The following is a 25,601-nucleotide window of genomic DNA, read 5'->3' on the forward strand; positions in this document are numbered from 1 at the left end:
AGGAGATTTTTATATCATGGATGCTATTATGCTAGTGATTATAGTATTTTTATTATGCACGTCCTTGTATTTTGCTTACAGATATTTTTCGCTTAAACGTCAGGCTGATAGTCAGAGTGAAGTGACAAACGGGGCAGAGGAATTATCTGCAAGTCAATTAAAAGAGCAATTTCATCTATACGAAAAAAATATAAATGAAAAAGGTCAAAATCTTGTTGAACATGGAGAGTATGCAGCGGAGAAGGCTGATATCGTTAGAGCAGCCATTGATGAGGTAGGAAAAGGGTTAAAAAAACAATTAGTAGCTACTGAGGAAAGTTCAACTTCGATTGAAGACATCACAGTGGCTATCGAAGAACTGTCTATAAGATCAAACCAAATTTCAGAACAATCGAATACGACGTTAGAATTGACGCAAGAAGGTAACGAAAAGCTAAAAGATTCGATGGTGAAAATGGAGCAATTTGATCAAACGATTAATACAACTTTTGATGCAATCAATATCCTTGGAGAAAAATCACATGAGATTGGCAAGATTGTCAAAGTAATTACAGGGATTTCAGAGCAAATCAATCTATTAGCATTGAACGCAGCTATTGAAGCAGCTCGTGCAGGTGAACATGGAAAAGGGTTTGCTGTCGTTGCGGATGAAGTTCGTAAATTAGCAGAACAATCACAACAATCCGCTGCTGAAGTATCGAATATTGTAAAAAATATTCAAGAAGAGACGGATCGAGTGGTTACATCCATGAAGCAAGGAACGGAAGAGTTTGCACAAACGAATACTACCATTTTAGAAATTGGTACGATGTTCGAAAGAATTGTAGAAACGACAAAAATTATTGCTGAAAATAATGCCAATTCATCTGCAAGTACAGAAGAATTATCTTCAAGCTCTCAGCAAATCATGGTGGCAATGAGAGACATTTCGTTCATCTCACGTGAATCTGTGGAAATGTTTGAGGAGCTAGTTGAAATTAGCGATGACGAATTAAGTACAATGGATAAATTAGTGCAAGAAGCAGGCAACCTTGTCAGCTTAAAAATATAGAGAAATCGGTGCCAGACACTAAAACAATTCAAAATTGTTTTAGTGTCTGGCACTCTTTCATATATTCTAGTAAAAGCTAATAGGGGTAGATATCCATGGACAAACAAAATAGCAAATACAGATGGGTAGTATTTGTTGTTGTATTGTTAACTTATTTGTTAATGGCGAGCCAACGCACAGCGCCAGGATTAATTACAGACCAATTAATGAGTGATTTTCAGGTCACGGCAGCAACGATTGGCTTATTAACAAGTATCCAATTTTTTGTATATACAAGCTTACAAGTACCAATGGGGATTTTGGCTGATCGTTACGGCCCAAATGCTTTTTTAATTTTAGGGGCGACACTTACAGGGATCGGTACAATCATTTATAGTCTTAGTACACATGCACTTATGCTATTTTTTTCGAGAATATTGACTGGAGTAGGGGATGCAACAATTTGGGTTAATATGGTGCTTATTTTGGCACAATGGTTTCATCGCAAGGAGTTTGTACGTTTAATTGGTCTGGCAGGTATGACTGGAAGTCTAGGGTTTTTATTGGCGACAGTCCCCTTCTCCACGTGGATTGATTTACTAGGTTGGAGGATGGCCTTTTGTAGCGCAGGACTACTATTGACCCTGTGTGGCCTAGTCCTTTATTTTGTACTTGTAAAAAAGCCTAAAACACGCTTTATCAATGAGCAAATTTTTGTAACCGATGAAGAACAACGTGATAAAACATCCGTATTACTGAAAAGAATATTTACCAATCCCCAAGCATGGGCTCTATTTTTTTGCCATTTTGGTGTAGTAGGAGGTTATGTAGGATTTATCAGTTCCTGGGCTGTACCATACGGAATGAGTTTATATGAAATGACACGTTCGGATGCAAGCCAATTGATTATGGTTGGTCTTATTGGGGCACTAATCGGAGCTCCTCTAACTAGTTGGCTGGCTAGCAGGCTAGATACGATTAAAAGGCCATATATTGTCGTGCATAGTATTGTTTTACTTAGTTGGTTTACGTTTCTTATATGCAATGGACATCCAGCTTTTTTCTTGCTGTTGGTACTATTTTTTATCATCGGCTTTGGGTATGGAGCAAGTGCATTAACATTTGCGGCTGTACGGCAATCATTCCCTTTACACGAAGCTGGTGTAGTTTCGGGATTTGCCAATACAGGAGGCTTTTTAAGTGCCGTTTTGTTGCCCATTATTTTTGGTTATTTATTAGATCATTTTCAAGCTGTTTCAGGTTATGTAGATGATGGCTACTACTATGGTTTTATAGTGCCAGTTCTTTTCTCCATCATTGGTTTGTTTGGTGTGCTGTACTTTAAGGAAAAGCGTAGTATCTAAAGGTGTGGAATTGAAAATGAGAGCCACAATCTAAAAATAAAAGTTTATAAATTGTGTTTATCGGAAAAAATGAAATTACTGTGAATGAATAGAAAGCTCTAGTTGTTAAATTTATTATACTAATAGAGCAGTTTAGTTGAAGAAATAGAAGTAGAAGGGTATTTTAAATAGGTAAACTAAAGTGGAAATATAGCGGTACTATATTGGTAAATTTTTTGTTCCACTTTATGTATGGAAGGAGTATTAGTGTTTTGGGAATAACAAGTATGGTCGGATACGTAATTATAGGTGCATTACTTATTCTTTTATTAGTATTCATCTTCGTCATGATAAAAGGGGCAAGAAAGTAAGTGCCAGGTACTAAAACAATTCTGAATTGTTTTAGTGCCTGGCACCTTTTATTTATTTTTGTCTTTTTTCAGCCATTTCTACAAGTCGTTTCGTGATTTCTCCACCTACGGAACCGTTCGCGCGAGAAGAAGCATCTGGCCCAAGTTGTACGCCGAATTCTTGTGCGATTTCATATTTCATTTGATTAACAGCTTCCTGTACACCAGGAACTTGAAGTTTATTGGAACTTCGATTTTTATTAGCCATTTTTCTCACCTCCTTGTGCTATTAGAATGGTCGGCAGTTTGATTTTCATACATTTAAAAACAAGGAAATGTGCAATCTACATACTATAGGCGAGGAATAATTGCAAAGCTAGCTAAAAATACAATTTACTCTGTTATAATAAAGCCTGGCTCTTATAAATTCAGATTTTGCAAGGAAATCAAGGAGGTTTTGCTATGACGAATAATGATATTTTGATTCGTTTACGATATGCACTAGATATTAAAAATACGGATATGGTAGAAATTTTTAAGCTTGGTGGCATGAAATACACTAAAGAGGATGTATTAAACATGCTTATCAAAATTAAAGAAGATGAAGAAGATATCCCAGAGAATTACATTAAATGTAATAACAAAATGGTAGAGGCATTTTTAAATGGTTTAATTACTTTTAAACGTGGCCCTCAACAATCAAAACAAGGTCAACAGGAAGGGCCACCACCGGTTACAGGGAAAGAAAGCCCAAATAATATGCTTTTGAAAAAAGTGAAAATTGCCATGGCTTTAACAACGGAAGATATGCTTGATATTTTATATGAAGGTGGCGTAACAGTATCGAAAGGTGAGTTAGGCGCGATTTTAAGAAATCCTAGTCATCGTAATTACAAAGAATGTGGCGATCGCTTTGTGAGAAACTTTTTAAAAGGTTTAACATATAAATATAGAGATTAAGTATTAAATTGTTAAAGTGAATTGTGGTCGGATGCTTACCTACAGTAAGCGTCCCGCCTTTGTTTGTATTGGATGAAGTACATAATAACAATAAAAGCAATAAAAAATAAATTGAAAAATCACCATTATTTTCTTTGAACAGTTGATAAATGTGACGGAATTGTGTACAATGAAATTGACACAAAGTTGTCACAAAGGGAAAAGAAATGTTCATGAATAGAGGGGTGCTTTTTATGATATTTTTTGATTTTATTTTAATTGCTATTTCTTGCATTAGTATTCCATTAATAGTTGCTGTTATGTTAGACATTTTTTATGCAGAACGTAAAAAAGTTCGTTTTTCATTACGCCGTACTTCTGTATGGTATATGTGCGTTTTTGCATTATCCTTTATTCCAGCTGTCTTACTCGTAACACAACTTGCATAATTGAATAAACATTTAGGGGTAAGTGTTTATCAGAAATTTAAGCAGCAATAACGTGTTTACGTTGTCGCTGCTTATTTTTTGTAAGGACTTTTTACAATAAAGAAGAATATTTTTACATAGTAATTATTTCATTGTTTGTACATAAGTAGTAAAATAAGAGCATGGACTAAATAGTAATTTTGGAAGCTGTATTGATTATTTTTTACTATTATGTTAATTTGAGGAGAAATAAGGGCAAATCTACTGAAAGGTAGAGACGCAAAGCTACAGGTCTAAGGCAGATAACGCTATGATGGCTGGGTTGCAAAAGATTAGTAGTTATTGGGATTTATTATTTTTTTATCTTTAATAACCTATTTCTTTTGAAATAGGTTATTTTTTTTTGACCTATAAAATATAAAGAGGAGGAATTATCTATGCAATTTTTAAAAAATGTTTCATTGAAAAACAAATTATTACTTACAGTTTCAATTATTGTTTTAATGTTGATTTCTATCGTCACAACGCAAAGTATTAGTGAGCTTAACAAAAGAATGAATGTAGATTTGGAACAAGAGTTAAAAAGTGTTGGTATATTGACAGCTATGAATCTCGATAGTGATCAGATAAAACATTTATTAAATGAAAAAGGGGAAAGTAATCCCGATTTTAAAAATCTCCAAAAACAGCTAGATATGATTCAGGAAGAACAGGGGATAATGAGCTGGAGTTATATTTGGGATATGAAAGATAAAGGTGTTAATCCGATAGGGTATACATCCAACCTGAATGAGGTTTATGAAGCTGGTGAGATTTTCGAAGATTTAGCAGATGAACATGTAGCAACAGCTAAGCGTGCAATTGACAGTAATCAGTCTGAAGTGACGAACGTATTCGAAGATCAATTTGGTGCTTGGAGAACAGTATTTACCCCTATTAAAGATGATAATGGCAAAATGATTGCCTTATTAGGTATTGATTATTCCGCAGATTACATAAATACAATCATTAAAACAAGTATGACAAAACAAATTGCAATCGCAGTTGTTGGTTTGATTATTTTACTAATTTTACTTTACATAATTATCGATCGACTATTAAAACCTCTTAAGAAAGTAGTCGATGTTGCAAATCAAGTGGCAAATGGTGAATTGCAACAAGTTGAATTAGAAATTACAAAAGATGAAATAGGGAACTTATCGCAATCTATTCAAACGATGGTTACCAATTTGCAACATATTATTTTAAATATTAGAAATACATCTAATCATGTTTCTTCTGCTGCAAGTCAGTTAACTGTCAATGCAGGAGAGTCGTTTAATAGTTCTACCGATATTGCAAAGGATATGAAACGTATAAATGAGAATGCGGAAGCATCTATGGTGATGACAGAAGAAACTGCTGCAGCTATGGAAGAAACAGCAACAGGTATTCAACAAATAGCTGACTCAGCAAATACTGCTGCCGAATCATCTATAGCAGCATCTCTTGCTTCTGAACGTGGAGATAAAGTCGTGCAACAAGTTATATCCCAAATGGAGCTAATTAATGGTTCAGTAGAACAAATTGGCAAAACCATTAATGGCTTACATGTTAATACGAATAAAATTAGCGATATTGTGAGTCTTATTACAGCAATTGCGGATCAAACTAACTTACTTGCTTTAAATGCAGCTATTGAAGCAGCAAGAGCAGGAGAACATGGTAAAGGTTTTGCAGTGGTAGCAGATGAAGTGAGAAGGTTGGCAGAGCAATCCTCGCAATCAGCAACAGAAATATACAATCTAATTAGTACGATTCAATCCGATTCAAATGCTTCCATTGTCGTGATGGAAAAAGGAAAAGCAGATGTAAAAGCAGGTATGGAATATACAGATGAAGTAGGGGAAATCTTTAAAGAAATTCTTACATCATCGGAAGAAGTCGCTAGTCAAATTCGTGAAATTTCAGCAGCCTCTCAGCAAATTTCTGCTTCGTCAGAGGAAGTTGCAGCGTCTGTCAATAACATTAAACAATCAGCGGAGCTTTCATCAGAGTTTTCATCTAATGTGTCAAAAGCGACACAGGAACAATTAACGACGATGCAAGAAGTGAAAGAGGCTTCTTCTTCTTTAGGAATAACAGCACAAGAATTACAAGCGCTTGTAGCAAAATTCAAATTGGAGAATGATGAAAATGGAAAATAATTTAGCACAAAAAAATGTTCTGATTACTGGTTCTAGTAAGGGCATCGGAAAAGCAATTGCACTTGCATTCGCAAAACAAGGTGCCAATGTATTGATTAACTTTATTGGTGACGATCATGAAGCAGAAGAAGTGCGAGCACAGGCTGAAAAGCTAGGTGTACGAGCTTATAAATACCGTGCTGATGTATCAGACTCTCATCAAGTACAGGACATGTTCCGATACATGGATAGTCATCTAGGACAGATTGATATTCTTGTAAATAATGCAGGATTTGCACAAGCTTCTAGCGTGCTAGATTTAACAGACGAACAATGGGACAGAATGATTAAAGTACATCTTTATGGATGTTTTTATAATTGCCGAGAAGCAGCGAAACGAATGAAGGAACGAAACAAAGGCAAGATTATTAATATTTCTTCAGATATTGGTAGTCTAGGTTGTGAAGAGTTTACGCATTACTCAGCTGCAAAAGGCGGCATTAATGCATTTACGAAAGCTTTGGCAAGAGAATTAGCGCCCAACATCTTAGTAAACGCTGTAGCTCCTAGTGGGACACTCACAGATATCCTACAAGAATTTGGAGAGAACTATATTGAAGAGGAATCTGCAAAGTATCCATTAAAACGCTTGGCACAACCTGAGGAAATCGCAAAAAGTGTACTTTTTTTAGCCTCTGACAACGCTGATTTCTATACAGGTCAGATTTTAACGCCTAATGGTGGAGTAGTGATGAACGGATAATGTAAGAACTAAGGAGCAATAAAAATGTTGAATATTTTAATCTTTAGCGTGTACTTAATTTTTATTTATTATATTGGTTATAAGGGGTATAAACGCGTTAATACGGCAGAAGATTTAATCGTAGCCGGATGGAGCATGCCTCTCTCAGTTGTGACGGGAAGTTTAATTGCGGCTTTATTAGCCGCTCCGTTCTTTTTTGCAGCTGTCGGTTCTGGTTATACGAGTGGCGGCTTTGAGGGATCAGCGACGATGGGTGGTTTAGGGACCTGTATGATTCTTGGTGCGCTTATATGGACCAAACCGCTTAGAAGATTAAAAGGATGGACATTAGCAGACTACTATGGCTTAAGATATGGTAGTAAAAAGTTAGGAGCTTACACAGGGATTGTAATGGCTATCGCCTTTGGAATCTTTAATGCAGCAGCTTTAACGGTTGGTGGAACGTATATTATCCAGCAATTGCTACAAATAGATTTTGTTCCAGCAGCATTATTATTTGTATCGTTAACAGCACTGTATTCTGTAATTGGCGGTTTATGGGCTGTAGCCTACACAGAAATCGTACAAGGTGCGCTAGCAGTAGCTGGTATTTTAGGTATTACCATTTTTGTGTTTATTTATTATCCTGATGTGACGTTTAATCCGGAGTGGTGGAATATAAGTGAATTGTTTAATAAGGCAGGAGCTGAATTTTGGACGTTATATCTTGTATTAGCGCTTGGTGATATCCCTGCTGTTGACTTAGGTCAAAGGGTAGCCGCCGCGAAAAGTCCAAAAGTAGCACAACGCAGTATGATTATAGCTGGTATCGTTATTATAGCGATTAGTTGGATTCCTGGCATGTTAGGTGAAGCTTTTAAAACAATTTATCCTAATAGCACAAATCCAGAAACGTTAATGCTAGCCTTTGCACAAGGATACTTTCCACCTCTTTTAGCTGCAATCTTTTTAACAGCAATGGCAGCGATGGGAATGTCGACTGTTGCCGCATGTTATGTTGCAACTTCTGGTATTATCACAAAGAATATTTATTTAGACTTTATTAATCGTAATCCTAATCCTAATCCTAAAAATTTATTGAGATTTTCAAGACTTGTGATTTTAAGCAGTGCAGTATTAGGCTTAATCTTGGCTGTTAGCTTTCAAAAAGTAATTGATTTAGCTTACTTAGCTTGGGACGTAATATTCGTGACGATTTTTTGGCCAATTGTCTTAGGTCCATTTTGGAAGCGGGTCAGTACGCCAGCTGTCTGGGCAAGTATATCGGTCGGGCTGATCTATTATATAATCACAACACTAACTTTTGTACCTAGTTTATCCATACAGTCTGAAGGCTTTATAGGTTTAATAAACGAATTATGGCAGGCACCTGTTTTCTCTGGAGTAGTCATTTCAGGTATAACGATAGTGATTGTCAGTTTGCTTGTGCCACCTTCACAACATGTGCTAGATATGCATAAAATTGAAAAAGATAAAACATTAGATAATGTAGGCAGTAAGGACGAGCTAGTGAAACAACAATAAGCTGTGTGTTAGCTTAAAAAGACTTGTTCAACAACACGAAACACTTGAGGATACCAGTGTTTCGTGTTTTTTATTATCCAAAAATGAAGCATGAAAAGAGAGATAGCTGAATAAGATTTCTACTATAGAGATGTATTTTCCCTATCTATTATTTTGTTGAAAGTGGGATAATAATGAAAACAATCTTTCTAGTATTGTTAGGTATGATATATTTGTTTTTAGCAATGGCAATGGATGCTGAATTCATAAAAAAATTGTACTTTTTAATTGGCATAACCTTAGTCATCATTGGCGTAATACGTTTTATTAAATGGAAATATCATACTTTTAGAATAATGGCGGAGCGTAAAAGTGCAAGTGAAGAAGAGTTAAAGAATATCCCTCATACCCATGGCATCATTGCAAGTGATGCTTTACATGCATTATTACTGAATGAGCAATCCAAAACACTTATACTGGCAGTTAAAGAAGATTGGGAAGCAGAAGTAGTAAAGAAAGAAGTCCGTTTTAATGAAATTTATGAGGTAGCGATTGTAGAGGACGGTCATATTGTGGCAAGAACTAGTAATGGTTTGTTTAGTGACTCTTTACTAGCGGGGGACCACCATGTTTTAGTAGAAGAAGCGGAGATTGAGGAAGAAGCATGTGAGGAACAGGAAGTGTCCCAATTAGCTTTAAAAATGGTGGTAGACAATCTAAGCGATCCAATTATAGAGTATATCTTTTTAGAACAAGAGGATGGCATTTCAATAGAAGATGATACGTATATCGAAGCAATGGCGTTGTGTGAACAATGGTATCAAAAGGTCAGTATTATTATCAAGCACTATGAATTAGAGCGAGTACCTATCCGACATTGGCAATAATCCTATACTAGATGTCATCTAGCCTAATAAAAAAGCTATCACGAAGACATTCGGATAGCTTTTTCCTTGTATTAAAGTGTGAATTTTTGTAGTTGTGTGTTTAGCTCTTCAGCCATTTCAGCTAATTGATTGGCACTCTTTGAAATTTCATCCATTGTTGCAGCCGTTTCTTCAACAGTGGCCGTTGTTTGCTCAACACCAGCAGCGGATTCTTGTGAAATAGAAGCCATTTCATCAATCGAGCCATTAATCGCTTCGGAATGTTGGGAAATTTTTGTTAAGTTATTTGAAATCACATTAATATTGTTATTCATATCCTCGATCGCTTGAGAAATTTGATCGAATGTATGATTCGTTTGATTTAATTGTGCTGTTCCTTTTTTTACTTCTTCATAACCAGATTGAAGTGAATTTGTGACATTGCCTGTTTCGCTTTGAATGCGATGAACGATTGTTGAAATATCTGTCACAGAGAATTGTACTTGTTCTGCCAGCTTACGCACTTCATCGGCAACTACTGCAAAGCCTTTGCCATGTTCTCCTGCACGTGCCGCTTCGATGGCAGCATTTAAAGCAAGCAAATTCGTTTGGTTAGAAATTTCATCGATTACAGAAACCAATTTTGAAATTTCAGCAGACTGTTCGTTTAAACCTTCTACCTTTTTTACGGAATCTAACACAATGTCATTAATAGTTGCCATTTGTTGTGTAGATTGAACCATTAATGTTTTCCCTGTGTTTGTTAAATCATGTACTTGCCCCGAATGCTCTTTCAACTCAATGCCTTCTTGCGTTGTTTCATAAATATGGCGTTGGAACGTTGTCATAGTTTCAGCTAAATCGCTAGCTGTAGAGGCTTGTGTTTCTGTTCCAGTCGCAAGCTCTTGCATGGTATAGGAAATTTGTTCCGTACCAGTCTGAACTTCATTAGAAGATTGCGCTAATTCCTCACTGCTTGCAGCTACCGTTTCAGATACATTATGAATAGAGCTAATCGTATCTTTTAATTTTTCATTCAGGTCATTGGCACAAAGCATTAGGTGACCAATTTCATCTTGACGGGTAACGGAGAACTTTTCATTGCGTAAATTCCCATCAGCTAATTCCCTCATATGATTGGAAACTATAGAAATAGGCTTAGAGATTCTACTTGCTGTGAAAATAGCTATAAGAATTCCTAAAATTGATAAGATGATACTTGCAATGACCCCAATTGTTTTATTGCTTGAACTTGTTGATACGACATCATTGCCGACCTTTGTAATGGCTTCAGCGCGTTTATTAGCTACTTCTTCATAGCCAGCACGCACTTCAGTAACAAGATGATTGATAGCTGTTAAATTTTCTAACGCTAATTGTTTATCACCTTGCTTATATACTTCAAATACTTCACTATTTACTCGGTTGCTCCATTCACGGGCCATTTCTACGAGTTTTTCCCGTTCGGGCGTATTTTCATACTTTTCGACGATAAGGTTATTATCTTCAGCAATTTTACGGTATTCATTAAACGTCTCTATGTATTTTTCATCACCGGATACAACATAACTTAAGGCGGCAGATAATCGGACGCTCGTAGACATTGCTAGATTTTTACTTGCAGTTAACACAATTAAATCTTCTTCAACGAGGACTTTAGCCTGTTTCTCCATGTTTGTATTAGAAAAATAAGTATACGTAGTAAAACAAGCAAATAATACTAATAACATAATAAATGTACTTAATAAACGTGCTTTAATTGTTTTAAATTGAAATAAACGATTCATTTTTTCCATCCTTTAGCTTTTTCTTTAAAACTTATCCTACTCTATTTATTCTATTACTATTTCAAAAGAAAAGTAGAATTTTTTTGTTGAAAATACTAAAAAAGGTTTTTTGGCATAATTTAATTCATATTTTTCAAATATTTTTGTCTGTTTGCTAAAGGTGTGTATCTAATTACCTATTGTCATGGTGTTTTTAGAAAAAATAAATTTGACAATACTATACAATTTTTCACAAGTTCTATAGAGGATATCAAAAAACTGCAAGAGGCTGGGATAAAACTAAAAAAATTTAAGGAACAGAGGAAAGGTGTTCATAAATTTTGGCTATATGGAGAACTTAGCTAACTTAGCTATTCTTGCTTTTGCAATTTAAAAAATTAGAAGTGTTCACTAGTTGTTGGTAGCGAAGGCGGTGACTCCAGCGGGAACAGCACATAATGTTAGACGCAACAGACCGCGCGTTAGCGAGGGTTGCGGCTTACTGTGCTGAGCGGAAAGCACCGCTGTAGCGGACAACAACGGCATAGCAAAAAAGTGTTAGATTGATGGCAGTCAATCTAACACTTCTTCTCTTTTGTCCCAGCCTCTTGCCTTGTCTTTAGAGGTATCCATCTGATTTCGCTGTGAATGGAGCAGTTGCCTAGTTCTTTACTGCTTATCTTTTTTTGCTTGACGTTCCCATTGCAATAAAGATGGATATGGATCAAATGCCCATTCTGTTCGACCATTAAATTTGTAAATGCCGTAATGAAGATGTGGAGGGAATTTTCCAGATGTGCCTTCTTTTCCATAACCCGAGCTGCCTACATAACCGAGTACTTGCCCTGGTTCTACAACATCTCCAACCTTTATGTCCTTATGATAGCTCCCAAGATGGGCATAATAGTGATAAGAATTATGGTTATCGCGAATGCCAATTCGCCAACCTCCGAATTGATTCCAGCCTTTGACTTCGACTACACCATAGGAAGTGGACAGTACAGGTGTCCCGTAGCCAGCAAAAATGTCAGTTCCCTCGTGGATTCGTCTGCCTCCCCAACCTCTATTATCACCCCAAGTACCTCTATAGCTGTAATCGGAGCGTGTTGGAATCGGGAATGTATGGGCATCCAGCTCAGTCGTTTTAAAATGTTTATACAAAGTGGAAATCGTGACGATTTGATTAACGGCTTCTTCACTTCTGTAGTATTCCCATAAAGCAAGTTTAAAGTCTTCATCTGTAGAACCAAATTGACTTATATAACTGGCCATGGAGAAGATCACATCTACATCATCTGAAGGGCTTGCAATACCATCACCGTTGCCATCCAGTCCCATTCCACCAAAATAACTGATTGTTTCAGGTATCGTATCTTCCTTGACAGGATTTAATGCACCTGACCAATATTCATCAGAAAATTGAATGGCGATGAAGCCATCTCGTTTCGGGATATCTTTACGAACGGATTGAAGATTGCGCTCATATTGATCGATAGCCGCTAAAAAGTGCCATGGAATTAGTAATTCATCGAATTGTACGTAATAGGACATACGTTGCTGTAAAATTTCTTCATTACTCGGTCCTTCATTTGCCAGTGTAACCGTTGGGGGAAAATAACTCCACAGCAGCATACATGTCAGAAGGAAAATTAAATAACGATTCAAAATTGGACCTCCTTTCTACAGATTAGAATAACCGAAATTTTATATTTCATAAGTCCACTTTAAATGCAGTAAATCCCTTTTATGTAGCGAGAAAAAAACTTGAACAATAAGAAGAAACTAATTCAATGAAAAAGTAATGGGTATCATAATGTATCTAACTTCATACTATGTTATAAATCAAGCCCTGAAAGAATGGAGGGAAGGCTATCAACATTTTAGATAAAGTGAAGAGCTATCGCGAAGAAGAAAATCGACTGAAGTGGGAAGGTACATTTGCAGATTATTTACGCATCATAAAGGAAAGACCTGAAGTTGCTCAAACAGCCCATTCTCGCGTCTACAATATGATTAAAAGCGCAGGTGTAGAGGAACGCGATGGGCAAAAGATGTATCAATTTTTCGGAAAAGAAATTTTTGGGCTTGAATCAGCAATTGAAAGACTGGTGGAGGAATATTTCCATCCGGCAGCAAGAAGATTAGATGTTAGAAAACGGATTTTATTATTGATGGGGCCTGTAAGTGGAGGAAAGTCAACGATCGTAACATTGTTAAAGCGAGGACTTGAACAATTCTCGCGCACGGAAGAGGGAGCAGTTTATGCAATTAAGGGATGTCCAATGCATGAGGACCCTCTGCATTTAATTCCACATCATTTACGTAATGACTTTTTTGAAGAGTATGGAATACGAATTGAGGGCAGCTTATCGCCTTTAAATACGATGCGTCTTGAAAAAGAATACGAAGGACGTATTGAAAATGTCATTATTGAGCGTATCACTTTTTCTGAAGACAAACGTGTGGGCATAGGAACCTTCACACCTTCTGACCCAAAATCTCAAGATATTGCAGATTTAACGGGGAGCATTGATTTCTCGACTATTGGCGTATTTGGCTCAGAGTCGGACCCTCGTGCTTATCGCTTTGATGGAGAGTTAAATAAGGCGAACCGAGGAATGATGGAATTCCAAGAAATGTTGAAATTAGACGAAAAGTTTTTATGGAATCTGTTGTCACTGACGCAGGAAGGGAATTTTAAGGCAGGAAGATTCGCTTTAATAAGTGCCGATGAATTAATTGTTGCCCATACAAATGAAACGGAATATCGTTCCTTTATTTCGAACAAAAAGAACGAAGCGTTACATTCCCGTATTATTGTGATGCCAATTCCATATAACCTAAAAGTGAGCGAGGAAGAACACATTTATGAAAAAATGATTAATGAAAGTGATATGGCTCATGTTCATATTGCACCACATGCATTGAAGGCCGCAGCAATCTTTTCGGTCCTAACAAGGCTAGAAGTTCCGAAAAAACAAGGTGTGGATCTTATTAAAAAAATGCGCTTGTACGACGGAGAAAATGTGGAGGGATTTAATTCCGTTGACTTAGAGGAACTGAAAAAAGAGTTTCCTAACGAAGGCATGAACGGTATTGATCCACGGTATATTATAAACCGTATTTCATCAGCAATCATTCGCAAAGAAATACCATCTATTAATGCATTGGATGTGTTGCGAGCACTGAAAGATGGTCTTGATCAGCATGCTTCTATATCTCAAGAAGATCGAGAAAAATATATGAACTATATTGCTGTTGCAAGAAGAGAGTACGATGAAATTGCGAAAAATGAAGTGCAAAAAGCGTTTGTCTACTCGTACGAAGAATCTGCCAAAACATTAATGAATAATTATCTCGATAATGTAGAGGCATTTTGTAATAAAAACAAAATATTTGATCGCTTAACTGGCGAAGAAATGAATCCAGATGAAAAACTAATGCGTTCCATTGAAGAGCAAATTGGCATTTCTGAAAATGCGAAAAAAGCGTTCCGTGAGGAAATATTAATTCGCATTTCAGCTTACGCAAGAAATGGCAAGCGTTTTGACTATAATTCTCATGAAAGATTACGAGAAGCAATCCAAAAGAAACTGTTTGCTGATTTGAAAGACATCGTAAAAATTACAACGTCTTCCAAAATGCCTGATGAGTCACAACTGAAGAAAATCAATGAAGTTGTAGCAAGGCTTGTTGATGAGCATGGCTATAACACAACATCGGCGAATGAATTATTACAATATGTAGGTAGTTTGTTAAACCGTTAACCAATGCCAGTGACAATTATGCAGGGGCGTAATGAATCGTCGGAATAGGAGTGTCCCATTTTTTAGGGCACTCCTTTTATTTCTCTAAAAAAGTTCAAGAAAGCTGACTGCTAGCATAGGATAGAAAAAGCGAATTTGATAGATGGGTGAGGATAAAAATGACTGAAAACGAAAATAAGCGATTTGTCATCTCTCAGGAAAATTGGTCCCTCCATCGTAAAGGGCACCAAGACCAACAACGTCATATGGAAAAGGTTAAAGATGCGATAAAAAACAATTTACCCGATTTAGTAAGTGAGGAAAGTATTGTTATGTCAAATGGCCGAGATGTTATCAAAATACCTATACGCTCCCTCGATGAATATAAAATTCGATATAACTATGATAATTCAAAGCATGTCGGTCAAGGACAAGGTGATAGTAGCGTGGGGGATGTTGTCGCACGCGACGGTAGCAAGAGCAATCAAGGCAATGGCAATGGAAAAGAAGCTGGTGACAAGCCTGGTCAAGATTATTATGAAGCAGAAGTCAGCATGGAAGAAGTTCAAAATGTGTTGTTTAAAGAGCTAGAACTCCCTAATTTACAGCAAAAAGAAAAAGCAGATATTAAAACCGAAAAAATCGAATTCAATGATATAAGGAAAAAAGGGCTTATGGGCAATGTTGATAAGAAGCGTACCATTTTAAATGCGATCAAACGCAATGCCATGGAAGGGAATGCTCAAATTACGCCCATTCATAACGATGATTTACGCTTTAAAACATGGGATGAAGTGGAGAGGCCTGAATCGAAGGCAGTCGTACTTGCAATGATGGATACAAGTGGTTCCATGGGCACTTTTGAAAAATATTGTGCAAGAAGCTTTTTCTTTTGGATGACGAGATTTTTACGTTCGAAATATGAGACAGTGGAAATTGAATTTATTGCACATCATACAGAGGCAAAAGTGGTGACAGAAGAAGAATTTTTCACAAAGGGAGAAAGTGGCGGAACGATTTGTTCATCTGCGTATATAAAAGCGTTAGAGTTAATACGCGATAAATATAACCCAAGCCGTTACAATATTTACCCAGTTCATTTTTCGGATGGCGAGAACATTTCGATGGACAATGAGAAATGTTTAAAACTAGTGAGTGAATTGATGGAAGTATCGAGTATGTTTGGCTATGGAGAAGTAAATCAGCATAATCGTTTCTCGACGCTAATGTATACGTATAAAAAAATTGATGATCCAAAATTTAGGTATCATATTTTAAAGAAAAAAGGCGATGTCTACGATGCCTTAAAAAGCTTTTTCCAAAAAACTGAATTGCAAAATGAAAATTAAATTGGAAGGTGTTAAGCCATTCATTTCCGAAAGGAGGAGGCTGAAAAATGGAGAAGGAGCTTCACCGTGCGATTGATGAAATAACAGAGATTGCAACAGGATTTGGTTTAGATTTTTTCCCGATGCGTTATGAAATATGTCCTGCAGATATTATTTATACATTTGGCGCATATGGTATGCCTACTCGTTTTTCCCACTGGAGCTTTGGAAAGCAATTTCATAAGATGAAGCTGCAATATGATTTGGGATTAAGTCAAATTTATGAGCTCGTTATTAACTCCAATCCGTGCTATGCATTTTTACTTGATACGAATTCACTTACACAAAATAAGCTAATTATTGCGCATGTATTAGCACACTGTGACTTCTTTAAAAATAATGTGCGATTTTCAAATACAAGACGCGATATGGTTGAGAGTATGACAGCGACAGCAGAACGTATTGCCAGTTATGAAAGAGAATATGGAAAAGAAGAGGTGGAACAGTTTTTAGATGCAATTTTAGCCATTCAAGAACATATCGACCCTTCCTTATTAAGGCCAAAGCTGTCATCCGAAGATGAGGAACAAGATGAAGAAGACGTGATTACTTCCAAATCACCGTACGATGATCTTTGGAATTTAGATACGAAAGAAAAAGAGCAGAGACCTGTACGTAGAAAAATTAAACAGTTTCCATTAAAACCGGAAAAAGATTTATTACTGTTTATAGAGGAGCATAGTCGGGAGCTTGAGGACTGGCAGCGAGATATTTTAACGATGATGCGTGAGGAAATGCTATATTTTTGGCCGCAATTAGAAACCAAAATAATGAACGAAGGATGGGCTTCTTATTGGCATCAACGCATTATGCGTGAACTGAATTTAACAACAGTGGAGACAATTGAATATGCCAAATTAAACGCAGGTGTTGTGCAACCATCAAAAACATCGATTAATCCTTATTATTTAGGTTTGAAAATATTTGAGGATATTGAAAAACGCTATAATAACCCAAGTGAAGAGATGCGCAGATTAGGCGTTCTACCGAACACGGGGCGTGAAAAGATGTTTGAGGTGCGAGAAATTGAATCGGATATTTCCTTTATTCGCAACTATTTAACAAAGGATTTAGCAAAGCAAGAGGATTTGTATTTGTTTCAAAAAAAGGGCAATGAATATCGTATAACAGATAAAGATCATGAAATGGTGCGGGACCAGCTTGTATCGATGCGCGTCAATGGAGGATTCCCATATATCGTTGTGAAAAATGGCGATTACCTACGAAATGGTGAATTATATTTGGTTCATGGTTATGAAGGAATGGAACTAGATCCACATTATTTAGAAAATGTCTTGCCGTATATTTATCAATTGTGGGGGCGTCCGGTGCATTTAGAGACGTATGTTGATGGAAAGCCCATGCTTTATTCGTATGATGGTACAAAAAATTATAAGCGTTCTGTTTAAAGCAAAGCTTCTATCAGGTAGGATGAAACAACCTACAGATAGAAGTTTTACTTTTTTAGGCAATGAATTTGAAATTTTATTCATTGTGGTCGCTGTTAGATCGTTCTTCTTCAGGTACTGTATCTAGTAGTCCTTCTTCAATATCTTGAGACTGACTAGCGTGTGAATGGATATCACTATCGATAACTAAACTATCCCGCACCTTGATACCTTGTTGTCCACCCGCCTCATCGTTATCATCTCCAGCAATTCCACTTCTGCCATTACCATCCGCAAATTGAGAATTAAGATTTCTTGTTTGACTGTGATTTAGCGCGTTTTGCCCACCTTGGTTAGCATTTGTTCCAACATCTTTATTAATTTGACCGCCACCTTCAGCCCTTTGTTCAAAGTGGTTTTCGGTATTGCCAATATTAAATGTAATATTAATTGTGATGTTATTTTTCGCTTGTTTATTAGAACTTTCTCTTTCAGGTTCCTCCGAGTGATTCGAGTGTTTTGGAGAATTATAAAAACCTGTCATAGTTTCCACTCCTTTCTTTTAAGTATTATTATTAAAGTATTAAATTATTAAAAGTTTACTTGTACGTGTAGCCTTATATTGACAGAGAATATGAAGAAAATTATTTGTTGCCATGTGTGAAAGTAGTAAAAAGTCATGAGAGCAACATTACATTTAGGGTATCCAACATGAATTTCTGCGCGCTATCACGAAAATTTGTTAAAATGAATAAGATTATATGAATATCTATGGAACTGGAACGGTGAATAAACGTTGAAAACATTTAAAAAGGTTTATATAGAAATAACAAGTGTTTGTAATTTAGCTTGTAGTTTCTGCCCGCCAACTGAGCGTGCTAAGGGACTTATTAAAGTTGAACAATTTAATAAAATATTGGATGAAATACGCCCACATACGAAATACATTTACTTGCATGTAAAGGGTGAACCACTTTTACATCCACGTATTCATCAGCTTTTGGATGCGGCTCATGACAAGGGCTTTAAGGTCAATATTACAACGAATGGTACGCTGATTAAAAAAAATCGCGAAAAGCTATTAGGTAAGCCTGCATTACGCCAAATCAATTTTTCATTACACAGCTTTGATGGGCATGAGGGTTCTGAAAATCGTGAAAAATATTTAGGGGATATTTTAGAATTTGTGCGTGAAGCAAGTAAATTTAATACGATTATTTCGTATCGTTTGTGGAATTTACAACAGGATCATGTTACAGATTTGGCCGCAAGAAGAAACCGTGAGACGCTTGAAATTATAGAAAATGAATATAATCTCGATTTTCGAATCGAAGAAAAAGTACAGCCTGGTAAGGGTGTAAAAATTGCGAATAATATTTATTTAAATCAAGACCATGAATTTAGATGGCCAAGTCTACTTGCTCCAGAGGATGAAGGAAAAGGCTTTTGCCATGCGTTACGCAGCCAAGCAGCTATTCTGGTAGATGGCACTGTTGTACCTTGCTGTCTTGATGGAGAAGGTGTTATTAACTTAGGCAATGTTCATGAGCAATCCTTTAGTGAAATTGTAGAAGGTGAGCGTGCCAATAATATAGTAGAAGGCTTTTCAAGACGAGAAGCGGTCGAAGAGCTATGTAGAAAATGTGGCTATCGACAGAAGTTTGGGATGGAAGGAGAATAGGGGAGGGATTAGAGTACTGTGACCGTTGCTGTCCCCTACTGACGGTAGTTTTCCGCGGGCACGACTTGAGCTAATTTTTGCTGCTCGTGCTGTTCATGCTGGAGTGTCGCGCCTTCCACTCCTTTCCGCGGGCACGACGTAAGCCGCAACCCTCGCTAACGCGCGGAATGCCAGCGTCTTACGTTCTGTGCGTTCCCGCAGGAGTCTACGTGGATTTTTACTTAGTAAAATTGTGTGAGTGACTGGCACCCAGATGCAAACTTTGCGATTGTAGTGAAGGGTTGCTCGACTCCTGCGGGATAAGCGTGAGACTTAAGACCCCGCACGTAGCGAAGCGGAGGAGGAGGCTTAAGCCACGCCCGCAAAAAAGCGAGCAACCCGTAGCGGAAATCAATCAACACTTTAAATCTTGGCAACCCGCGTTTACAGTCAAACAGCTCTAATGTTATTCAACATTAGAGCTGTTTTTCTTTGTTTGCGCATCGATGGTATTTAGAAAATCTCTGGTGATGCGTACTACATATTTTACTTCGTCTAAATTGCGCTCTCTTAATAATGAGCGATGAATGTCGAGCATAAGATTTTTCTCTTCAATATCAGTAACACCCGATAATCGTTGGAAATTAAAGAGTTCTTCAGGTGCAATATCTAACGCCTTCATAAGCATTTCCAATGTACTTAACGTAATATTAGATTGCCCATGCTCAATATTTGAAATGCGACCTTTACTAAAACCTAACTTCCCCGTTCTCTCTGCAACTTCTTCTTGACTAAGCCCTTTGGAAACTCTAATGATACGGAGTTGTTCACCTACTAGCTTTAAAAAGTCTGACATATCATTCACCTCTATGTAAAAAGCTAGTGAAAAACAATGAAAATGCATATACCATTAAAGTTATACAATGTAGATAATATTACATTAAAATGGTACAATAATCACTATATGAATGCTAAGTGAGAAAATATCTACCATTTGACTCACTAAAATCAGGCGTTAACAATTATTTATGTGAGGATGGCATATTGTGAAGAATGGAGGATCTAAATGTGTTGAAGCGTTATAGACTAGATGAAATAGCTCTTATTGTTGCTAGTTTAACAACACCTCATATTCCAAATTTCTCAAAAGTAGATCAACCACTTATTACCGCAGAAAATTTAAAATGGTTGTCTCTTGGCGAAGATATTCGTCGATTCTCTCAATTGGATAGTGCGATAAATCAATGGAAATGGGCGAAGGTTCCCGCAAAAACAATTGTATTTGAAAAAAATAGCCTAGATGGTGCTAACAAGCATATATTTCAATGTGAAAGTGTTGCGTATATAGCACATGACGTTGTCGCGATTATTCCAAATGAGTCCATTATTTTAAGCGATTATTTATACTATTTTTTTAGTTGGTATCAACCAAATATAGACTGGAGACAGTTGCATCATATTCTAATAGATATACCTTCACTTGACATGCAAACGAGCATTGTCAAACTATTAAAAACAAGTCAACAACTGTTGAAAAATAAAAAATCCTTACTAACTGCTGTAGAGGAGTTACCACTGCATATTCGTAATATTGCGCAGCAAACAGAACAACATACTAGACAGTTAAATTACGGCTTTGACCAACTTCAAATGTATTATAATTTCACACTGCATAAAATTTTTACTGGAGAGCTATTTCAGTTAAACAATAAATCCTGATTGGCAAATAAAATAAAATACAAAGTCGGTGTAATCGCAAAAGAAGTGAAGCTTACACCGACTTTTAAATAGTTAAATTTCAATAATAATAGGCAAAATCATTGGTTTACGTTTCGTTTGTGAAAAAAGATATTGGCCGACAGCCTTTTTAATTTCTCGTTTTAAAACAAACAGTTGCTGCTTGCTTTCCTCTTGTAATTCACTAATGGTTGCTTTTACGAGGACATTTACTTTGAGGAGAAGATCCTCTGATTCTTTCGCATAAACAAATCCCCGTGAAATGGTATCAGGTTCTAAAATAATCGACCCATCTGCTTTACTAAGCGTTAATACGATAACGAGCATCCCATCCTCTGATAGTTGTTTACGGTCACGTAATACAATTCCTTCAACTTCTCCAATACCAATGCCATCTACATACGTATCGCCAGATGGAATTTTTCGCGTTTGCCTCGCTTTAGCATTTTCAATATCGACAACGTCTCCGTTTTTGATAATAAAGGTATGCCCTCTTTTGACACCAACAGATTCTGCTAGCAAACGGTGTTGGTGTAACATGCGAAATTCACCATGAATCGGAATAAAAAACTTCGGTTTCATTAATGTCAGCATTAGTTTTAAATCTTCTTGATAACCATGTCCAGAAACATGCATGCCAGTGTTACTGGATGAACCATAAATCACTTTAGCCCCAAGCTGAAATAAATTATCGACAATTCGAGAAACACCTTTTTCATTTCCTGGTATGGGAGAGGCGGCTAAAATAACAGTATCCTCTGGTAAAATCTTTACTTCTCGATGGTTGCCACTAGCTAAACGGGCAAGAGCTGCTAATGGTTCCCCTTGACTACCTGTACATAAAACAACGACGTCTTCTGGTGGGAGGTACTTCACTTCACGGGCATCTATTAACAAATCTTCCGGGATTGTTAAATATCCACGCTCTAAAGCGACATCTACAACATTTACCATGCTGCGACCTAATAGTGCTAGTTTACGATTCGTTACGATTGTGGCATCTACAATTTGTTGAATACGATTCACATTGGAGGCAAAGGTAGAAATAATAACTTTGCGTTCAGCATGTAGAAAGGCTTCTTCAATATGATGACCTACCAGTTTTTCTGATGGTGTTAAGCCGGGTCTTTCAGCATTGGTACTTTCAGAAATTAATACTAATACACCTTGTGTACCAACCTCAGCCATCTTATGAATATCTGCAAATTGATTATTTACAGGTGTTAAATCAAACTTGAAATCACCCGTGTGTACAACATTTCCTTCGGGAGTTTGAAAAACGATTCCTAGACAGTCAGGTATACTATGATTTGTTCTGAAAAAACTAACGTCAATCTGACCGAAATGTAAAGCTGAATCAGAGCCAATCTCAATTAATTCCGTCTCTCTTAAAAGTTTATGTTCTTTTAGTTTTAGTTCGATTAAGCCTAATGTAAAGCGAGTACCATAAATAGGAACATTTATTTTTTTTAAGAGGTATGGAATGCCACCTATATGATCTTCGTGTCCATGAGTAACAATCAACCCTTTTATTTTTTCTTTATGCTCCTGTAAATAAGTGATATCTGGAATGATTAGATCAATACCAAGTAGGCTTTCATCCGGAAACTTCGCACCGCAATCGACAATTAACAAATCGTCAGCGTATTGTATAACATACATGTTTTTACCGATTTCGTTGATGCCACCAAGAGCAAAAATAGATAATGCATTTTTTGTTACAGTCAATGTGATTACCTCCATATAAACGTATTACGATAATTTTTAGTATTGCTTAAGTCTCCAATCTTATACTTTTGTAGGTATTCAAACTCGTCAGTAAAAGCTGACAGACAGAGGATGACGCATTCGAGATTGGATATGATAAGTGCATGAATGAAGGAGTTGTTTATAATGAAAGAATTTAAAATAACCTATTTCTTTGATGAGCTGCATTATGTAAGACGATTTATCCATATAGAGTCACAGGAAAAAGCGCAACAAATGGTTGAAAGTGAGCGCGATCAATATATTACCTTTACGGATAGCAGAGGGATTTATCATGAATTGCATACAAGGGATGTTCGGGTCGTTCAAATTTCCGAATATTATCGTGTAGATAAAACAGTCAAAATATAAAACGCATAATCTTTGCATGTTTACACACATTAATGGAAAAGGAGTGAGCAAACATGGACAAAGAAAATGTGCCACATGAGAAGAGAATATTTATGAATTTATCAAGTAAGGACAAGCCAGATATGGTTGATTCGGATACAATTAGCATTTTTGACTTGCATGAAGATATGCAAACGGTTGATATTATCCCAATTGAAGAACTCAATAAAAGAGTGAAAAGAGAGGGAGACGAACTGATTGAAATGCAGCCTGATGAATTATAGGAAGGATGGGTTTACTTGCATAATATAAATGAAGAACAGCTTACGGTGTCCGGTACAAATAGTAGTGATGTAAAACGTAAAAATGCTCAAGCGGGTTTATCTTATAACGAAGTAAAAGAGAGATTAGCTAAAAACGGTGGGTTTGGTACTGCCATATATAGTGATACAAACAGTGAAGAAGTAAAGGCGGAAATAAATCAATCTATGCGTAAGTAATGATAATAAAGGGAGTGCGAACAAAAAATGTATGTCGCACTCCTTTTCTTGTACAGTACAATGGAATGGAAAGGAGTGTGTTGAAGTGCAATATGAAGAACAGCGCTGCCCAATATGTGGGAAAGAAAATCATTGTGGAGTAGTAGAAGGTCAAAAGACATGCTGGTGTATGACGGAAAAATTCCCAGAAGGTATCATAAAGGCAATCTCTGAGGAACCTAAAAACTAAAAAGTGCATTTGTCAAAATTGTTTACATACATATAAAGAGATATAGATAATCCTTGGCATTATTACCGATTTTGGTGGTACAAATGTCTATCACACAACAACCTATTTGGCATACATTACTCTGAAAGGAGTGTGTCTAATGACCAAACCAATTCCACTTAGTAATGTAACACAGGCATATTTAGAGGAAAACAAAAGAATAATCAACAAGATGATGCAAGGGATGACGTATGTCACGATAACATGTAGCATATCCGAAAACTTCATTAAACAAATTATTCCATATCAAGTAGCCGCTATTAAAATGTCCGAAAATGTTTTGCAATATACAACGAATATCCCCGTTCAAAATTTCGCATTAGAAGTGATCAAAACGCATACTGAAATAGTAGATAGTTTAGAAGCAATACAAAACAGATGCTGTATCGTCCAAAATTCAGAATATGAATTATATGAATATATGTGTACATTTAAAGATATTGCTGAAACAATGTTCCAAGCATTATGCTCACCACCAACTTCTAATAGCATCAATGTAAATTATCTACAAGATATGATTGTTCACCATCAAGCAGGTGTACGACTTGCCCAAAATGTTTTAAGATTTTGCATATGCCAAGAGTTAATACCAATACTTCAATGCATGATTCAAACACTATGTTGTCAAATTGATGAAATGCAAAAATTACTTGATGGGCTACAAGATTGCTAAATATTAAAACGCTAAAATTGTTTGCAATTTTAGCGTTTTAAAATATTATAAATTTCTAAAATAAACTAGAAAAGAAATTCTTCGCAGTATTGGCAATCGACTTGAAAGAAGAAGCGATATAATCAATAGCTTTACTAATAGCTTTAGTTACAGTTGCTATTACACTAGTGAAAACTTCCATAATTTTATTCATAATCTCATTCATAAATTCCCCAACTTTTTGTGCAACTAAAAGAATTACTGTTTGTTGATTAGGGTTTTTATTTCCTATATCTTCTATTTTGTCATAATATTTATCAATCATTGCATTTGCATTTTCTTTCGCTTTTGCTCGGTTTTCATTCATTTTACGCATAAACGATGATTGATCTTTATCATTTTCTAATGATTGAACATTTGTTAACAAATCTGCTTCTTGTTGTAGATGAAAATTATTCAAATTTTGCTCATGGTTTTTTGTTGCTTCGATTATTTCTGCAGATGCATCTGATAATGAAATAGATTGAAGTCCAATAAACTCTGCTAAAGAAAAATCTTTTAGTGTATCTCCTTTATAATTGTCTCTCATTTGATTTAGAATACTACTAAAATTATTTACTGCAACTGACATAAAAAAATCCTCCTAAAAGTATGTTTTATTTTTTGAATGAACTATGACTTTACTAATAACTTAAGCTAGGTTATAACATCAAGTTTTTACATGACGATTTCCCAATTTTTTTGATTTTAAGTTATCCTGCTCACTTCCTACTATAAAACAGAAAAAATATTTGCAATATTGATAAATGTTAATATCTTGAAATTAACATTTGTTGATATATTACATTTACTAATAAGCGGCAAATAGATTCCTTTTTGATTTAATTTCAGTAGACGTTTTTCGCAAAGCAATGAAAGCACTTGTTGTTTCTATCTAGTTCTAAACAAACGAAAAAATCATACGTCGAAGAATATTCTGTGACATCTCTTACATATTTTGAATGTGTAGAAA

Annotated in this window: 25 protein-coding genes and 1 riboswitch; of the genes, 18 read left to right on the forward strand and 7 right to left on the reverse strand. The window is 36.2% G+C overall.

What is annotated here, in order from left to right:
* Positions 1–16 precede the first annotated feature (16 nt).
* Together FC748_RS18705 and FC748_RS18710 are read left to right on the forward strand one after the other, a co-directional pair.
* Positions 17–1,051 carry a methyl-accepting chemotaxis protein gene (locus FC748_RS18705; protein WP_024364488.1) on the forward strand — a complete coding sequence of 345 codons (1,035 nt, stop codon included), beginning with the start codon at positions 17–19 and terminating at the stop codon, positions 1,049–1,051.
* A gap of 95 nt (positions 1,052–1,146) precedes the next feature.
* Positions 1,147–2,394, forward strand: coding sequence for an MFS transporter (locus tag FC748_RS18710; protein ID WP_108031132.1), 1,248 nt, complete (start codon positions 1,147–1,149; stop codon positions 2,392–2,394).
* A 402-nt stretch (positions 2,395–2,796) separates the two neighbouring features.
* Here FC748_RS18710 and FC748_RS18715 read toward each other — a convergent pair whose 3' ends face one another.
* The gene (locus FC748_RS18715; RefSeq protein WP_029747426.1) at positions 2,797–2,991 is read right to left on the reverse strand and encodes an alpha/beta-type small acid-soluble spore protein; all 195 of its coding nucleotides are present in this window, start codon (positions 2,989–2,991) and stop codon (positions 2,797–2,799) included.
* Between the two features lie 194 nt (positions 2,992–3,185).
* Here FC748_RS18715 and FC748_RS18720 point away from each other — a divergent pair, with 194 nt between their 5' ends.
* The 6 genes from FC748_RS18720 (at position 3,186) to FC748_RS18745 (ending at position 9,408) form a co-directional block, all read left to right on the forward strand.
* Positions 3,186–3,683, forward strand: a complete 498-nt coding sequence (locus FC748_RS18720) for a YehS family protein (protein ID WP_025220640.1) — start codon at positions 3,186–3,188, stop codon at positions 3,681–3,683.
* 233 nt (positions 3,684–3,916) lie between these two features.
* Positions 3,917–4,111 (forward strand): hypothetical protein, encoded by a 195-nt coding sequence (locus FC748_RS18725; RefSeq protein WP_024364491.1) that lies wholly within the window; start codon positions 3,917–3,919, stop codon positions 4,109–4,111.
* A gap of 223 nt (positions 4,112–4,334) precedes the next feature.
* Positions 4,335–4,420: riboswitch (cyclic di-GMP riboswitch) on the forward strand.
* Between the two features lie 107 nt (positions 4,421–4,527).
* Positions 4,528–6,276 carry a methyl-accepting chemotaxis protein gene (locus FC748_RS18730; RefSeq protein WP_024364492.1) on the forward strand — a complete coding sequence of 583 codons (1,749 nt, stop codon included), beginning with the start codon at positions 4,528–4,530 and terminating at the stop codon, positions 6,274–6,276.
* On the forward strand, positions 6,266–7,018 hold the full coding sequence (locus tag FC748_RS18735) for an SDR family NAD(P)-dependent oxidoreductase (RefSeq protein ID WP_025220639.1): 753 nt from the start codon (positions 6,266–6,268) through the stop codon (positions 7,016–7,018). Before FC748_RS18730 ends, FC748_RS18735 begins: the two co-directional genes overlap by 11 nt.
* A 24-nt stretch (positions 7,019–7,042) precedes the next feature.
* Positions 7,043–8,542, forward strand: a complete 1,500-nt coding sequence (locus FC748_RS18740) for a sodium:solute symporter family protein (RefSeq protein WP_108031131.1) — start codon at positions 7,043–7,045, stop codon at positions 8,540–8,542.
* Positions 8,543–8,715: 173 nt separating this feature from the next.
* A complete protein-coding gene (locus FC748_RS18745) occupies positions 8,716–9,408 on the forward strand; it encodes a hypothetical protein (protein ID WP_108031130.1) in 693 nt (230 codons plus the stop codon).
* A gap of 71 nt (positions 9,409–9,479) precedes the next feature.
* On the opposite strand, the gene FC748_RS18750 is transcribed toward FC748_RS18745, so the two are convergent.
* On the reverse strand, positions 9,480–11,174 hold the full coding sequence (locus FC748_RS18750; RefSeq protein ID WP_108031129.1) for a methyl-accepting chemotaxis protein: 1,695 nt from the start codon (positions 11,172–11,174) through the stop codon (positions 9,480–9,482).
* Positions 11,175–11,822: 648 nt separating this feature from the next.
* On the reverse strand, positions 11,823–12,818 hold the full coding sequence (locus tag FC748_RS18755) for a M23 family metallopeptidase (RefSeq protein ID WP_108031128.1): 996 nt from the start codon (positions 12,816–12,818) through the stop codon (positions 11,823–11,825).
* Positions 12,819–13,024: 206 nt separating this feature from the next.
* Here FC748_RS18755 and FC748_RS18760 point away from each other — a divergent pair, with 206 nt between their 5' ends.
* The 3 genes from FC748_RS18760 (at position 13,025) to FC748_RS18770 (ending at position 17,696) form a co-directional block, all read left to right on the forward strand.
* A complete protein-coding gene (locus FC748_RS18760) occupies positions 13,025–14,920 on the forward strand; it encodes an ATP-dependent protease PrkA (protein ID WP_024364498.1) in 1,896 nt (631 codons plus the stop codon).
* A 158-nt stretch (positions 14,921–15,078) separates the two neighbouring features.
* Positions 15,079–16,248: a sporulation protein YhbH gene (gene yhbH / locus FC748_RS18765; RefSeq protein WP_108031127.1), complete on the forward strand. Its 1,170-nt coding sequence runs from the start codon at positions 15,079–15,081 to the stop codon at positions 16,246–16,248.
* 47 nt (positions 16,249–16,295) lie between these two features.
* On the forward strand, positions 16,296–17,696 hold the full coding sequence (locus FC748_RS18770; RefSeq protein ID WP_107896915.1) for a SpoVR family protein: 1,401 nt from the start codon (positions 16,296–16,298) through the stop codon (positions 17,694–17,696).
* 76 nt (positions 17,697–17,772) lie between these two features.
* On the opposite strand, the gene FC748_RS18775 is transcribed toward FC748_RS18770, so the two are convergent.
* Complete coding sequence (locus tag FC748_RS18775; protein WP_108031126.1) at positions 17,773–18,219, reverse strand: hypothetical protein; 447 nt, start codon at positions 18,217–18,219, stop codon at positions 17,773–17,775.
* A gap of 252 nt (positions 18,220–18,471) precedes the next feature.
* Between FC748_RS18775 and FC748_RS18780 the strand changes: the two genes are divergently transcribed.
* Complete coding sequence (locus FC748_RS18780) at positions 18,472–19,356, forward strand: radical SAM/SPASM domain-containing protein (protein WP_024364502.1); 885 nt, start codon at positions 18,472–18,474, stop codon at positions 19,354–19,356.
* 445 nt (positions 19,357–19,801) lie between these two features.
* Here the strand turns inward: FC748_RS18780 and FC748_RS18785 are convergent, their stop codons facing one another.
* Positions 19,802–20,191, reverse strand: coding sequence for a type II toxin-antitoxin system RelB family anti-toxin (locus FC748_RS18785; RefSeq protein ID WP_024364503.1), 390 nt, complete (start codon positions 20,189–20,191; stop codon positions 19,802–19,804).
* Positions 20,192–20,403: 212 nt separating this feature from the next.
* Here FC748_RS18785 and FC748_RS18790 point away from each other — a divergent pair, with 212 nt between their 5' ends.
* Complete coding sequence (locus tag FC748_RS18790; RefSeq protein ID WP_167492702.1) at positions 20,404–21,054, forward strand: restriction endonuclease subunit S; 651 nt, start codon at positions 20,404–20,406, stop codon at positions 21,052–21,054.
* A gap of 72 nt (positions 21,055–21,126) precedes the next feature.
* On the opposite strand, the gene FC748_RS18795 is transcribed toward FC748_RS18790, so the two are convergent.
* Positions 21,127–22,800, reverse strand: a complete 1,674-nt coding sequence (locus FC748_RS18795; protein WP_025220634.1) for a ribonuclease J — start codon at positions 22,798–22,800, stop codon at positions 21,127–21,129.
* A gap of 165 nt (positions 22,801–22,965) precedes the next feature.
* Between FC748_RS18795 and FC748_RS18800 the strand changes: the two genes are divergently transcribed.
* The 5 genes from FC748_RS18800 (at position 22,966) to FC748_RS18820 (ending at position 24,610) form a co-directional block, all read left to right on the forward strand.
* Entirely contained in the window at positions 22,966–23,190 is a 225-nt protein-coding gene (locus FC748_RS18800; protein WP_108031124.1) for a hypothetical protein, read from the forward strand.
* 53 nt (positions 23,191–23,243) lie between these two features.
* Positions 23,244–23,453 carry a YczO family protein gene (locus FC748_RS18805; protein WP_024364507.1) on the forward strand — a complete coding sequence of 70 codons (210 nt, stop codon included), beginning with the start codon at positions 23,244–23,246 and terminating at the stop codon, positions 23,451–23,453.
* Positions 23,454–23,468: 15 nt separating this feature from the next.
* Entirely contained in the window at positions 23,469–23,669 is a 201-nt protein-coding gene (locus FC748_RS18810; protein WP_108031123.1) for a gamma-type small acid-soluble spore protein, read from the forward strand.
* 85 nt (positions 23,670–23,754) lie between these two features.
* Positions 23,755–23,898: a cysteine-rich CWC family protein gene (locus FC748_RS18815; RefSeq protein ID WP_238600225.1), complete on the forward strand. Its 144-nt coding sequence runs from the start codon at positions 23,755–23,757 to the stop codon at positions 23,896–23,898.
* A gap of 139 nt (positions 23,899–24,037) precedes the next feature.
* Positions 24,038–24,610, forward strand: coding sequence for a DUF305 domain-containing protein (locus FC748_RS18820; protein WP_024364510.1), 573 nt, complete (start codon positions 24,038–24,040; stop codon positions 24,608–24,610).
* Positions 24,611–24,665: 55 nt separating this feature from the next.
* Here FC748_RS18820 and FC748_RS18825 read toward each other — a convergent pair whose 3' ends face one another.
* Positions 24,666–25,220 carry a hypothetical protein gene (locus FC748_RS18825; protein ID WP_025220629.1) on the reverse strand — a complete coding sequence of 185 codons (555 nt, stop codon included), beginning with the start codon at positions 25,218–25,220 and terminating at the stop codon, positions 24,666–24,668.
* Positions 25,221–25,601 lie beyond the last annotated feature (381 nt).

The organism is Lysinibacillus sphaericus (assembly GCF_005217585.1).
In the GTDB taxonomy this organism is placed as follows: Bacteria; Bacillota; Bacilli; order Bacillales_A; family Planococcaceae; genus Lysinibacillus; species Lysinibacillus sphaericus.